Origin of the sequence: Mucilaginibacter sp. PPCGB 2223 (genome assembly GCF_001705515.1) — a bacterium.
Classification (GTDB): Bacteria; Bacteroidota; Bacteroidia; order Sphingobacteriales; family Sphingobacteriaceae; genus Mucilaginibacter.
In genome coordinates this window covers 109,936-124,832 of record NZ_MDJS01000004.1, presented here as the reverse complement: position 1 = coordinate 124,832, position 14,897 = coordinate 109,936, and the positions used below count along the sequence as shown (strand labels likewise).

The following is a 14,897-nucleotide window of genomic DNA, read 5'->3' as shown; positions in this document are numbered from 1 at the left end:
AACGATAAATGTACAGATCGATTAACAAGGTGATTACAGGACTGACGATACTCTGCTCGTTGATAATGAGCCGGAACAGCTTTGCCGGTACCGAACCTTACGTTAACTTTTTGAAACCGACCCTGCATGTAGGCGATACAATGACGGTTAAGGACAAGATGTTCCAGAACCCGTTGGTTTCGTGGAGCAGCATCCATAACATCGCGGTGAAAGATGCGATCACCCTACAGGTGGTGGATTCGGCGCTGATCACCTATAGTTTTAAAGATAGCGTACGTTTGCGCGTGTATACGTATAGCAGCCCGACCCAAACCATTCCCGATTCGGTCGACAAGTCGTTGGTTGTAAGCTACAACCCGGCACATGGTACCACTTATAAGGGCATGGATACCTACGATTTTACAGGCGCCTATAAAGTTTTCTTCAGGATTTTAAGCATTAACAATACGGCCGGGGCGGGTGGTATGCCTTTTTACCAGTTAACCAGCCGGATCACCATTAACCGGAAATACGATTTCAGCCCGCACGCGGCAGTAGGTATCAGCGGCAGCATTTCATCCATTACCTCAACTTCGGGTAAGCAGTTGAATCTGAGTTGGGTGCCTGTCACCGTCGCCAATATCAGTGGCTCTGAAGAATATGATATTGAGTGGACAACGATTGATAGCCTTTCGGAGAATTACAACCTGGCCACACAGATGGCGGCCAATATCAGCCAAAGCACGGCCACACTCGACCAACTGTTCCGCAACAATGCCAGCAGGGTAACGACATCGCAAAACAGTTACAACCTGTCGTTAATGTACAACGATAAATACATTGTGGTGCGGATAAGGCAGGTACAGTACGCTGCTAATGGCCTGCGTAATGAAGGCGACTGGGATTACCGGCTGGCGGGTAGTACCGGCTATTCGATATGGGCGCTCACCTGGAACGAGCCTAAGTTAAACTGGCAGTATTCATCGGCATTTGCCGAGGATGGCAAGAAAAAAGAAGTGGTGAGTTATTTCGACGGTACCTTGCGCGGGCGGCAAACGGTAACCATCAATAACTCGGATAACATTGCCCTGGCCCAGGAAAATATTTACGACCAGTTTGGTCGCGCCACGGCGAGTATTTTGCCGGCTCCGTTTAAAGATTCGACAGCAATAAACCCGGCACTGCATTATATTACCAATTTTAACCGGAATGCCACGGACGATAGCTCGTATACTTTTATCAATGTGAAGGGTACGACATTATCGGCCAACTGTGAGTTTAATCCGGATTCGCTGAATACCACGTCCGGAGCATCGCGATATTATTCGAGATCTAACCCGTTTGTGAGCGCGGGGCCGAGGTATAACAGTTATATACCCGATGGCAGCGGCTTCCCGATCTCGGTTACGCAGTATACGGCAGATAATACCGGCCGGATCAAGGTTCAGGGCGGGGTGGGCGCAACTTTTCAACCCGGTAAATCGGCGGCAAGCAAAACCACCAAATACTATTACGGTAAACCCGAGCAGTGGGAGCTCGACCAGCTTTTTGGCAACGATGCAGGTTATGCCGAGCATTACCTTAAAAACATGGTGATCGACCCGAACCAGCAGATCAGCATCAGCTACCTGAACGCCAGCGGCAAAACCATCGCTACGGCATTGACCGGTAAAGCGCCCGATAACCTGGATACGCTGACATCGTACACAAAAAGAACACGAAAAACTATTCATTTGCTTAGTCCGGCGCAGTTTGTTTATAACAGTTCGGATATGACGCTGTCGGCCAGTACCACTTACCTGGCCTCGGTGCCGGATAGCACGGTGTTAAAATATGATATCCAGAAGCTGATCGATAAATATCCCGGCGGTAGTTTTACGGTGTGCAGCAATTGCCATTATGAGCTGACCATTAAGGTTTTTGATGATTGCAATAATGTAGTTTATGCCAACGCGCACCCGGTGCAGATAGGAGCGGCAACATCGAACTGTGCGGATACGGCTGCTTATCGCGACAGCATCAGCGTACCGATAAGCAATGTAGGCGAGTATCATATCAGCTTTACGTTCGCATTAAACAAAAATGTGATCGAAAACTATGTGGATAATTTTATCAGCCAGGGAAACGCTAGCGGCTATCTCCGTAAGGAGTTCAGCTTTATACAACCTTACCTGGATAAGATAGATTACTCGGGCTGTTTGAGCGATTGCAAGAACAGCTTGAACATACTGGGAACGCGCAGCGATTTTACTACCATGTTTACAGCGAAGCTGCGCTCATTAAAAGTAGATTCGGCTACGCTGACCACCACGGCCTACAATACCTGGTTGAATAATAAGTATGATAGTTTGCTGGTGATTGCCACGGCGATCCATAACAGTTGCCATGTATCGCCCTGCGATGCGGTGAAACAGCAGATGCTCCAGGATGTTTCGCCGGGCGGGCAATATGCACTGTTTAGCGGGACGAATGCTTTGGAGCCGGGCATCAATGTGCTGGCGACGAATTTTAAGACCACGGTTTTTAATAATTTAAGTCCGGCGGATTCGCTGTACCGGCAAAACCTGGTTACGCTGAGCGACGGGACGGTGACCTCGCCGTATGATCCCGCATTTACCCTGGGTATGCTGGTAACTTACTGGCAGGATAAATGGGCCGAGCTGTTTTTGCCGTATCACCCGGAGTACTGCAAACTGCTGTTTTGTTATGCCAACAGCGATTCGTACGCTTGGGATAACCTGGTGAAGCAAAATATCAACAGTGCCGGCGATATACCTAACATCCCGGTGCCGACAGGTGTATCGACACTGCATTACAGCCCAAGCAACAGCGCCGATTATTTGCTTAACGCGGATAGTTTTTTTGCCAGCGGCGGTAGCGGCCACCGGTATTTAACCGAAATGCGGAACGACCTGCTGAATTACAGTGCCAATGTTTTGCATGTGGCATCGGGCCTGCCTGCAAAAAGTTTAACGCAGTTTGTGGACTTTGGCCTGTATTGCGCCGATACCACCCATACCTGGCTAACCAATACCAGCTACAGCTCAACGGATACCTGGACCAATTGCAATGTCGACAGCGCCTGCCGTGTGCCCGACAGGGAGTGGACCAATTATAAGCAGTTTTATTTTCAATTAAAGGATACGTTTTACAAACGCCTGCGCGACAGTACCTGCGCGAACGATTGCAAAGTCGGGGTACCGGTAACCTACGCTATGGCTGCCGTAAGCTCCTGCCCCGATGCCGCTAATTTTGTTATTGATGCGTATAATATTGCTGATAGTACACAGCTTGCATGCGATAGCCTGCACCGGAGCGTGAGTGTACGCTATTTGCCGGGCGCGGTGCCGGGGGCGGTTACGGTTGGAATTTATTACCCGCCGGGCTCGGCGGTTACGGGCTTGCCTACCGCGCTGAGCTTTGCCGCGGGCGACTCGGTTAAGCTATTTTGCGTGCCTTTGAGCATCCCGGTATCGGGCATACATATCAGCGCCGTTAATTGTGCGGGCGGTGGCGGTGGGCCGGTAGTGGTGCCGGTATCTGGACCTATATACACCATAATGGTGACTGATGATGAGAACGATGTTATTAGTAATAAATTAGAGTGCGGTGAAACTGAATATTTTGTAAGTTGGCGAACGACCACTATTAGTCTAATTGATGTTTTAGGCAACCCTGTAACGTCACATCCAGAAATAACAGTTGGCATTAACTACAATGTGCTGACCTGTGGAGCATCAACAGGAACAATTATTTCTGTACCAATTATTATACCGATTGATAGTAGCATTGTCCATTACAATTACATTTCTTTAAATACTCTCGGAGCTGAAGATCCATGTTATTCAGGCTTTTGTGTACAAGGGTTTAATTGTGTTCATTCCGTTACTGGAGCTAATATTGATGTTTCTAAGTTAGATAATATATGCTCAGACTTTATTTATGTCCCACCCGGCCCGCTCTGCGATTCAGCATATGCCTATAAAACCTCGCGCTTTGATATTGGCGTGCAGAGCAGCAGCGTACCGCCATCGGCGGCGGATGCCATTGCCCATGCGCACGATGTGATCAACCAGCAGGTGCAGACCGCCTGCGAGGTACAGGCCGACAGCTGGATGGCAGTATTGAACCGGGGCTTGGATCAATACAGCGATTCGACGACGAAAAAGCGCCACCTGCGCGATAGTTTGATTGCCATTTGTACCCTTGGCGGGGATGTGAACCATTTGATGGGTGCGAGCACGGCGCCGGGGCGGAGCTTTGGCCATGCGCTTAAATCGGTAACGGGTATCAGCACGTATACGCGTTTGCTGAACCCCTGGCTGATCAATATGCCGTACCCGGCAAGCCCGAGGGCGCAACTGGCGCAGCGGGTGGTGGGCATCAGCGATACGGGGATCTGCAACAAGCTGGCGCAGCTCAATTCGGATTATGTGGCCTCGGGAAGTACGGCGGGGCTGTATAACTGGCTGCTGAGCAAATACGGTAACGCGATGACGCTGACGGCGGCGCAGTTTGCCGAGCTGCAGAAATCGTGCGCGAACTGTAAGTTTTTGATAGCCGAGGACCTGCAGCTGCCGGTATTTATCGACCCGGGGGCAACGGGCTGCATCCTTCCATCAGCATTTAACCAGGCGCAAAGCGACCTCTCGACCGCCTTTGGCGGGAGCCTGAGCACGGCGGATACCCTGTACCGGACGATCTTCACCAATTACATGAACCAGAAATGGGGATTTACGCTGAACTACGAGGATTACCAGAATTATAAGACCAAGCTCCTGGCGGACAGCACGGCGATACTGTGCAACACGCCATCGACGATAACCATCTACCCCGACCCTTACCAGTGCATCAAAGATCAGATTGCCACGGCAGTATTTAACGGCAGAAGGGATTATAATGATTACATCGATGAGCAGAAGAGACTGTTCAGGACGGCCTATATAAACACCTGCTCGGCGGCTAAAGCCGAAGCTACGATGGAAGCCGAACAGCAGGAGTACCATTATACGCTGTACTACTACGATCAGGCGGATAACCTGGTGCGGACGATCCCGCCGGAAGGGGTGCAGCTATTATCAGGTACCCAGATCGGGTGGGTGCAGCAGGCACGGGCCAATACCACCACCTGCACGGCGCCAGGCTATGAGCCGAGAACGAATTCGGACACGACGACGGCGTTCAATGCCTTATCCACAACCCTGGCAACTACAACAAACAAAGCCATCGAAATGTGGCTGTATTACCCGAATACCACGGGCACGAACCAGTTTATCGAGGAAACACCGGACAGGCATTACCAGTTCAGGACGGCGATCAGCGGTAACCGGCTGCAGGTAGAAGTGTATAGTACGACGCAGACGTCGGCCAACCGGATCAAATACACGCTGAGCAACCGGGCGACGATGGATATATCGGCGCAATTGCCGCTGAACCCCTGGGTGCATATCGTTATACAAGGCAGCAATTTTGCATCAGGGACACTGAACATCTACCTGAACGGCACGCTGCAAACCCAGCTGAGCCCGAAACAGAAGACGGTGGGCAGGTGGAGCGTAAAAGCAACGAACACGAGCGTAAACTTCCCGGCGAATTACGCTACGCTGAAACACCTGCGGTTGTATAACCGCCTGCTCACAACTACGGAAATAGCAGCCAACGCAGCCGACAATTGTCTGCTGCCAAGCGATACCACCCAAATGCACTGGTACAGGTTCAACGTGCCGGATACAGGAGCGGTAACGGCCGTCAACGATACGAGCACGCTGGAAACAAGGTTGAGCGCGATCTACCCGAACCATACGCTCAGGACGACCTACGTATACAACAGCACCAACCAGGTAAGCAAACAAAACAGCCCGGACGGAGGGACGAACAGGTTCTGGTATGATTTGCTGAGCAGATTGGTGATATCACAGAACGATAAACAGCAACCCGACAGCAACTACAGCTATACCCAGTACGACCCGCTGGGACGAATCAAAGAAGTAGGGCAGAAACATGGAGCGACAGGCAGCAGCGCGCTATACCATTACATAGGCACCAGGCCCGACTATGTGGATACGACGAAAGTAAACAGCTTTAACAGTGCGGGGACGAATAGCCAGATCACGCATACGTATTATGATTATAAACCGGCAATAACCGGCGGCATCCATAACCTGGCTCAAAACAACCTGCGAAAGAGGGTAGCCCTAAGCACCTACAAAGAAAACCAGGGCGACACGGTAATGCATGCCACGTATTATAATTACGATTTGGACGGCAACGTAAAAACCCTGTACCAGCAGATAGCGGGACTGGGTATTAAACAGATTGATTATGAGTATGACTTAATCAGCGGTAAAGTAAACTTTGTGCGGTACCAGGATGGGAAAGCTGATCAGTTTTATTATAAATACAGCTATGATGCCGATAATAGGCTAACCCATGCCTGGAGCGGCGTTAAAGCCATTACCGACCCAAGCAACGGCAGCTACCTGCTGAAAGAATGGAGCAAACAGGATGCCCATTACCAATACTACCTGCACGGCCCGCTGGCGAGATTGGAACTGGGCGACCAGTACAGCAAAGTGCAGGGAGTGGATTATGCGTATACATTGCAGGGCTGGTTAAAAGGCACCAACAGCAGCAACCTGAACCCGGATATCGATATAAACCAGGACGGCAGGAGCAACCCGAATAACAACAACGTAGCACGGGATGCCTACGGCTTTGCATTGCATTACTTTGGTAACAATGATTACCAGCCGATAGGAACAGGTATAAGCAACCCTTTTGCCAACCCTACACTAAACAAACCACTGTACAACGGTAACATAGTGGCACAAACGGTAAATATCAAACAACTGGGGATACCTATGCTATGCCAATACGGTTATGACCAACTGAACCGGATTAAACGCGCCAATGCCTTTACCGGGCTGGACAGCGCAACTAACGCCTGGACGCCGATTGCAACCAATAATTACAAAGAGAATTTTACTTATGATGGTAACGGTAACATATTAACGGCAAACCGCTATGGCAACGTTGGCCGGATGGACAGCTTAATTTACCGTTACACATACGATAATAACGGCCGTTTAGCTAACAATAAACTGAATTATGTAACCGACAACGCCAGCGATGGCGCCTACAGCACCGATATTAAGAACCAACCGGCGAATAACTACAGTTATGACCAAATTGGCAATTTAATAAAAGATACACAGGCCGGGATAGATAGTATAAATTGGAGTGTTTACGGAAAAATAAAGAAAGTAGCCAAAGGTAGCAATGTTGTTACTTATAGCTACGACCCCGGTGGGCAGCGGGTGACCAAAACAGCCAACAGCATAACGACCTATTACGTGAGGGATGGACAGGGGAATACGCTGGCCTTGTACGACAATGCGCATAGTGCCATTAACTGGAAGGAGCAACATATCTATGGAAGCTCGCGGTTAGGGATGTGGGAGCCGGATATGAATATGGCAACAGGTAATACCCGTGCGATTTATGATACGGTAGGTAAGAAGAAATACGAACTCACTAACCATTTGGGCAATGTTTTGGTGACTATAACGGACAGGCGTTTGCAAGTGGTGAGTGGGAGTGTTGTTGGGCATTACGAGGCTGATGTAGCGAATGCTCAAAGTTATTATGCTTTTGGCATGGAGCAACCGGGGCTGACTTACAATGGTGATAGTTACCGATATGGGTTTAACGGGAAAGAGAACGACAAGAATATAGAGAATGGTGCACAGGATTATGGCAAAAGAGTATATGACAAAAGATCGGGCAGATTTTTAAGTCTTGACCCGTTACAAACTAAATTTCCATTCTTTACACCTTACCAATTTGCAGGTAATAGTCCAATAGCTAATGTTGATTTGGATGGTTTAGAGAATGCCAATTATAATTTAGTGTTATCCAAAAACTCTGATGGTAAACCAATTTTTGCAATTCAACAAGGTAATGTAGAAGAAAAAGACTGGATGGATAACATAGCTAATGACATGATGAATAGAAAACCAGGAGAACCATCTCATGCGGTCTTATTCTACAAAGGCGAACAATTAGCTGTATTTAACTCATTTCAGGAATTAAAAATAGTTGCTCATGGTAAAACTATAAAACAGATTAAGGAATGGGAACACGATAGACAAGATAAGGCAGGAGACGATATTTTTGCAAGTCATGCAGCTTTGGGTAGCACAGTAGCGGCAGATGAATTTGTTGCAGCCAGAGTTGCCAGCGCTGCTTCAACAGCTGAAGTTGCGAGTATGGAATCTGCAAATGCAAATGCAGGAAATATTGAAGCGGCAAATGAAAATAAAATTGCTATTGATCCGGTCACGAACATTACTACCTCTTCTACCTCAACCAAACCGTCATTTTCGTATACGATTTATGACGCTGAGGGAAGACTGGTTAAAGTTGGTGTTTCTGATGCAAATGGGGTTCGGTTGAGGCAATCTCTTAAAGCAGCTGGCGAAGGGGCCACCTATCGAACTTCGGGTGTTGTTCCAAAAGCAACGGCGCATATCTTCGAAAAATATTTGCGAAGTTTGCAATATAACTCAACCGGGCAATATAACTTATTAGATATGAAAAAACCTTATCCGGTAGATTTTAACACAGGACGTCCTATCGGACCAGCAAAGGCTAATACAAATGTTGTAACTAATCCGGTGCCGGCACCATCAACATCAAATTAATAATTATATGAGTATAGGCAGAATAATGTTCTTTTTTCGAGACGGGCATAATGATTTGATAGATATAGACAATCAATTCTATCCCCTATGCTTGTTGCTTAATAGACTACTTAACGAAAAATACAACGGGAGAAAAATCAAGTTTCTGAATCTTAAATTTTCAACTGAAGAAACATATCAGTTATATCCAAAATCTGTGAGATATTATACACATTATTATAAGGATACAATTTTTTACAATGACGTTTTTAATATTGAAGCGTTTAACCTAATGACGAAACAAGAAAAAAATTATTTTTTATGGGAAAGGGCCTATGAAATATTAATCGAAGTATCTGTAAAAAGTAAGATTTCGGAATTAGCAGTAGCTGCGGAATATGGTTACCATAAAGGGCTTAGAATGAATTTGGAAACAAATTTCAGATTGTTAGAAGAAAACATTGTTTTATATGGGACAAATATTAAAGCTATTCTATCAATTAACTTTGACGACTTTAACATGTATTCAGTTTTTACTTTGGAGAAAGGTTATGACACGATAATTTTTGAACATCAAATTGATAGTGCTAAGTTAGGTATAGAGTACTTTTTGACGATATATAAAAAAATAACAGTGGTTAATAATGTTATTGTTATAAAAGGCTCAAAAGATGTAGATTATTTGCCTTTAAAATTCAATATTCCGCCTGAGATAGTTCAATATGGGATACAACTATAAAGAATAAGGTGGTAGTGTATCAAAGTTGTTGGTGGAATTATAACCATTTTAATTAGTTTTAATGAGGCGCAAGGCGGTAGTGTATCAAAGTTGTTGGTGGTTAATTAAAGCATTGATAATCAAATATAATTTCTAAACCAAACAGATAAAAAAGATAAAAGCGGGTGGTATGAAAGTACCACCCGCTTTGTTTTTGTATATTATACCGAACGTAAATAGCTGATCAATGAACAAGTGTATCAAAGTTGTTGGTGGCTTTATAAATCATTTTAATTAGTTTTAATGAGGCGCAAGGCGGATGCCTCGCTAAAACGTTCTTTGAGAAGCCCTAAAAAATGCGTATATTGTATAAAGTGCCAGCAAAAATGATTAGGAGTTTGATAAATAATCAAGAAACCTCTGCAAAATTCTCTTACAATTTCCCCCCTGTTATGATAAGAACATTGCAAAAACGATAATCCAAAACGATTACGAATTTGATAGTCAAGCATCTATAACTAACCAGGAAATACCCATAAATACCCATGTGTTTCGGAAATTCGTTGCAAAAACGATAATTCCCGCGGTAGGGATAGCAACGCCTGCCTGTCGGCAGACAGGGATACCGGCCCTGTGGCTAATGCCCTGCGCAGTATGAGTGCCCGCCTGCCGGACGGGCAGGGATAGCCCGGGCCGCAGGCACCGCCCAAAAATAGGATCAAGAGCCAAGAAGTTTAGTAAGATGCAGGATGGGCAGATGTGGCTAAGGTGTTGCGAATAATATCGCGACCTGGGGCCGAAAACGTATTGAAACGAAAAAGCCCCACATTTCTGCGGGGCTTTTGGTGGGAGCTACTGGGTTCGAACCAGTGACCCTCTGCTTGTAAGGCAGATGCTCTGAACCAGCTGAGCTAAGCTCCCTTTGCTTTGGGACTGCAAATATAGAAGTGTAAGCTGTTTTGTCAAAATTTATTTTACATTTTTTTGAGGGCGCTTTTATCGTGCTGATAATTAGTGTTTTTATTTTTTTTGCGCAGGGAAACGCGCCGGGCAGGGTTGGCCGGCGAAGCAGTTTGATTATTATCTCATCTTATGTATCTTTATACAGATATATTTGTTGGCACTATGAGTAAAAAATATACTTACCTGTTTATATTAGTTTTATCGGCAGCTTTGTACAGCTGTCAAAAAATACCGGGGCATGCTATTCAGCCTGGTTCGGGAAGTTCAGGGTCTGGTTCCGGATCGGGGTCGGGATCAGGCAGCGGCTCGACAACTACCGGTACGTATTCGCCCGTTACTGCGGGTTCCTATTGGACGTATAAGGCCGTGGTAGGATCATCCGTAGATACAACCACCAATACCATGAGCGGTAACACCACTACGATAGACGGTAAGCTTTTTAGCGTTGTAAATGTAACCGCTGTAAAAGCGGGTAATTCGACAGGCTATTTTGCAACCGTTAGCCATGTATATACCTTGGCTTCGGCTATACCCACCACAAGCGATATTTTGGAAATGCAATACCTGATAGATAACGTTGCGGTTGGTACAACATGGGTTACCCCGGCTTCACCTTCGGGCAGTATCAACGGTGTGCCGGCCAGGGTATCGGGTAAAATTACCGAGGTTGGTATCAGCAAAACTGTTACAGGCTTAACGTTTAACAATGTGATACACTCCACGCTGCAATTGCAGTACGATTATGGAACGGGTTATCAAACCAGCGCTACCTACGAATACTACGTCGCTCAAAATATTGGCGTTATCGAGATCGATTCGTCGGTGAGCAGTTTTGGTGTATCGGTGACAGGGACCACTACTATACTTTCCTACAAAATCAAATAAGCGGCCTAATAAAAGGTTAGCTTGATGGTGTCCGACTGCATGGCCGTAAAAATCCCCAGTCCGCCCACAACGTTGGTTGGCGGGTTGGTGAGGTTTTTAGATGTGGTTGTGGTGGTGTTGTTCAGCAGGTCGATATATTCCTTGTTCACCCGGTACAATATTGCACGGTAAACGCCCAGGTAGTTTAGCGAGCGGTAATACACATTGTAAGCTTCGGCCTTGTTGACGTTGAAGGTAAAATTTACCGGGCTGTTGTTTTGCAGATGAACGTTGTAAGGCGAGGTTTCATCGTTTTTGAACACCAGCACATGGTACAGCGAGTCGGGGTTCTTCCACTTAAAAATCAACGCGATGGTATTGTTCTGTGTGGTTGCCAATGGCAGCTGCAAAGTAGTTGCTGATGAGGTATAGCCCGTTGGTTTTGTTGGCATTATGGTGCTGGCAGTTACCGGTTTGCCGTTGTAGGTAAAATTGAGGGTATAGGTTTTGCCGGGGGTTAAATACGTGCTATCGGCATAGGTGTAGGTGCCGGTTGCAGTTTCGGTAAGATTGATGGATTTACTACCGTCGGTAATGCCGGGCGTTAAACCGCTTAGAGCCGGGCCGTAACTGGCGGTATCGTCCAAAGCTTTTTGCTCATATATTTTGATGCTGATGGGTTTGCCGGCATTTAAATAGCCTACCACAACGGCTTCGGCCGATATATCGGTATCGGTGCCCGATTTACTGCACGAAGACGAGTCCGTAACTACGGCGAATAATATGGGGAGCAAATAAAGAAGGTTCTTTCTCATTTGAGTTTTAAACTTAGGGTGATGTTGGGTGTGATGCCCAGGTAGTTGACATTGGTGGTGATAACCTGGTTATTGCGGACGGTATAATCTTTATACCAGGTATTGATATGATCGTAAGCGTTGAACAGCGAGAAGCCAAGGCTGCCTATCTTTTTCCCGTCGACGCGGAGCAGGTCGTACGTGGCCGATAAATCCAGGCGGTGATAATCGGGTAAACGTTCGGTATTCTTCCCGCTGATGGCCAGGTAAGTTATCTTACCGCCATCGAGCGTTGTTACTGCGTAGGCACTAAGGGGTGCCGTGTAAGGATGGCCGGTACTGAAGATAAAAGTTGCCGCAAAGCTCCAGCGCTGGTAGTGGTACATGTTGATGAGCTTTAGCTCGTGCCGTACATCCTGATCGGACGGGTAATAATCAGGGCCTATGGCAGCGAACTTATTTTGTGCCTGCCCTAAAGTATAAGCTATCCAGCCGGTATACAGGCCCTGCTTTTTCTGCAATAAGAGTTCGACGCCCCTGGTAAAGCCCGAGCCATTATAAAAATTTTGCTGCAGGCTGTTCGAAGCCGAAGCTGCCGGTATGCGCATCGGGCCGATGCCTTCCTGTGTGATGGTATATTGCGTCAACCCGTCGAGCCGCTTGTAATAACCCTCAACGTCTAACAAAAAAGCATCGGTTTCGTAATTGAAGCCGGCGATATAATGATCGGCCACGCCTACGGGGATATTTCCGTTGTTGGATAGGAGCCAGAAATTACGGTTGCCTTCCAAAATATCTTCGCGGGTTACCTGGTTGGCAAACTGGTAAAAACGGCCCGTAGCGCCCTTCAGCAATACGCGGTCGGTGAGTTTATAGGTGAACGATAACCGTGGCTCGGTATAAAGCCGGCCTGTGGGCGAGTAATAAGTTTCGCGCAGGCCTGGCTGGACATGCAGGTCGGGGATCGGGTCGAGCGATAGTTCGGTATATAAGCCGCCGTTAAATGCCTTTTGCTGATCGCTGATGAGGGCCAGGGTATCGTTCTGGATATCCTGGTAGTTTACGCTGAGGCTCGAGCCATAAGCGCCGAACAATAGCTTATAATTGCTTTTCGCCTGCCACTCCCAGTCGGATTTAAACCCAAGGTCGCGCAGGCGGTTGCTTTCGAGGGTGCCGTTATTGAGCGATTTGGTGATGCCGCTGTCGACAATGCTGCCGATGGTGCCCCGGTTTCGGTCGCTCGTGAATGAGGAGTAGGTGAGCGCGTTTACCGAGAATAACTTACTGCTCCAGCTGCTGGTAGCTTTGAGGCTGGTTCCGGTATTATTAGTAACGTACTTATCGTTGAGCTGTAAACTGCTGCTGCTGGCGCCGAAGGCGGGCAGGGTACGGCTGTTATCGGTATTATCGGCGCCGTTGTAATAGCTCCAGCTAAAGGTTTGCCGGTTTGATGCGCGGTAGGTATAACGGGCGTTCAGATCGTAAAAGTAAGACGAGGGCGTAGTTTGCTGAAAACCGCCAAAACCTCCTCCGCCTGGCCCGCGCCCGCCCGGCCCGCCCGGGCCGCCGCCACCCGGGCCGTTGCCGGTTGTGCTGGTGTTAAACTGGCCGAATATCTTATCGTACAAAGGCCCCTGATACGAATGCCGGTAAGCAACGATGGCCGATGATTTATCGCCGACGGGCGTTTCGACAAAGGCGTTGACGCTTAACAGACTGATGTCGCCGCCAACGTTGGTTTCTTTGCTGTTGCCGTCCTTGCCGCGTATTTCGGTTACGCTCGAGAGGCGCCCGCCGTATTTGGCCGAAAAGCCGCCTTTATATAGTTCTACATCGCGCACGATGTTGCTGTTGAAAGCGCTGAAAAAGCCGTAAAGGTGGTCGACCTCGTAAACGGTAAAGCCATCAAACAACACGAGGTTTTGGTCGGGCGTGCCGCCCCGAACATAAGCGCCCGATGATGATTCGTTGGTGCCGCTTACACCCGGCATCAGCTGGAAGGCACGCATAATATCGCGCTCACCAATATTGGGTAATTTATCTAAGGCGGTTGGAGTAAGTTGCAGAACGCTCACCTTTTTACTATCGGTATTGAGCACGCCGTTCTTTTTATCGGTAATGTCAACAACATTCAACGCGTTAAAGGATGGGAAGAGGCCAAATTGCAAAGGTTCACTCAGGTTGAGCGTGCTCAGGCGGAAGGCATCTCTTTGATAGCCTACCAGCGAGATATCGGCCACGCAGGTATCGCTCGGCACCTCCAGTATGGTGAATACGCCGCTGGTATTGGTGCGTGCGCTGATGTCGGTGCCCCTGATCTGCACGTTGGCCGAGGGCAATGCCTCGCCCGTCTGCTGATCGAAAACCTTTCCGGTGATGGAGAATTTATACTGCGTTGGCGGGCCTTTTGCCGGTTCGAGCCGTTTGGGCTGAAACTCCCTGGTTTTTTGTAAAAAGGCATACAGCCTCTTTAAACGCGGCAGATCGTCGGGTTTTTGCAACATGTACACCGTACCGTCGTTTTCTATCCAGTAGTGCAGGTCGTTGTCGCGGCAAACCTTTTTCAGGACGTTGATCAGCGGTTCTTCAAAAAAATGGTCAACAACATCCATTTTATGCATCGAGTCGCGCTCAAATACGATGGGGATATGGTATTGAAGCTGGAGCGTGTCGAGCATAGCATCCAGCGGGCACGAGAAAAAGTGGTTGATGATCACCTTTTTGATGGTTTTTTCTGTTTGCTGGGCATTTGCCCAAAAACAGGTAACCGATAAAAGTATAAACAGGGCGAGGAAAAGTTTCTTCATTCGGGCTACGTCAATCGTCCAAATGTGCCTTGAATGCCGCTTAAACTCAAATAAATGCGATGAGGTACCTGATCTTAGCGACCAAAAGGAT

Annotated in this window: 5 protein-coding genes and 1 tRNA gene; 3 read left to right on the top strand and 3 right to left on the bottom strand. The window is 47.5% G+C overall.

What is annotated here, in order from left to right:
• Positions 1-8: 8 nt before the first annotated feature.
• On the top strand, positions 9-8,681 hold the full coding sequence (locus BEL04_RS18880; protein WP_066006391.1) for an RHS repeat domain-containing protein: 8,673 nt from the start codon (positions 9-11) through the stop codon (positions 8,679-8,681).
• 271 nt (positions 8,682-8,952) lie between these two features.
• Entirely contained in the window at positions 8,953-9,399 is a 447-nt protein-coding gene (locus BEL04_RS24075; RefSeq protein WP_139113109.1) for a hypothetical protein, read from the top strand.
• An 822-nt stretch (positions 9,400-10,221) separates the two neighbouring features.
• On the opposite strand, the gene BEL04_RS18870 is transcribed toward BEL04_RS24075, so the two are convergent.
• Positions 10,222-10,299, bottom strand: a tRNA-Val gene (locus BEL04_RS18870).
• Positions 10,300-10,503: 204 nt separating this feature from the next.
• Here BEL04_RS18870 and BEL04_RS18865 point away from each other — a divergent pair.
• The gene (locus BEL04_RS18865; protein WP_066006387.1) at positions 10,504-11,226 is read left to right on the top strand and encodes a hypothetical protein; all 723 of its coding nucleotides are present in this window, start codon (positions 10,504-10,506) and stop codon (positions 11,224-11,226) included.
• Positions 11,227-11,231: 5 nt separating this feature from the next.
• On the opposite strand, the gene BEL04_RS18860 is transcribed toward BEL04_RS18865, so the two are convergent.
• Together BEL04_RS18860 and BEL04_RS18855 are read right to left on the bottom strand one after the other, a co-directional pair.
• Entirely contained in the window at positions 11,232-12,020 is a 789-nt protein-coding gene (locus tag BEL04_RS18860) for a DUF4249 family protein (protein ID WP_066006386.1), read from the bottom strand.
• Entirely contained in the window at positions 12,017-14,806 is a 2,790-nt protein-coding gene (locus BEL04_RS18855) for a TonB-dependent receptor plug domain-containing protein (protein ID WP_066006385.1), read from the bottom strand. Before BEL04_RS18855 ends, BEL04_RS18860 begins: the two co-directional genes overlap by 4 nt.
• Between the last annotated feature and the right edge of the window lie 91 nt (positions 14,807-14,897).

Bases quoted from the DNA above. Each gene is read 5' to 3' on its own strand.
- BEL04_RS18880 (WP_066006391.1), top strand. From the start codon at position 9: ATGTACAGATCGATTAACAAGGTGATTACAGGACTGACGATACTCTGC.
- BEL04_RS24075 (WP_139113109.1), top strand. From the start codon at position 8,953: ATGACGAAACAAGAAAAAAATTATTTTTTATGGGAAAGGGCCTATGAA.
- BEL04_RS18865 (WP_066006387.1), top strand. From the start codon at position 10,504: ATGAGTAAAAAATATACTTACCTGTTTATATTAGTTTTATCGGCAGCT.
- BEL04_RS18860 (WP_066006386.1), bottom strand. From the start codon at position 12,020: ATGAGAAAGAACCTTCTTTATTTGCTCCCCATATTATTCGCCGTAGTT.
- BEL04_RS18855 (WP_066006385.1), bottom strand. From the start codon at position 14,806: ATGAAGAAACTTTTCCTCGCCCTGTTTATACTTTTATCGGTTACCTGT.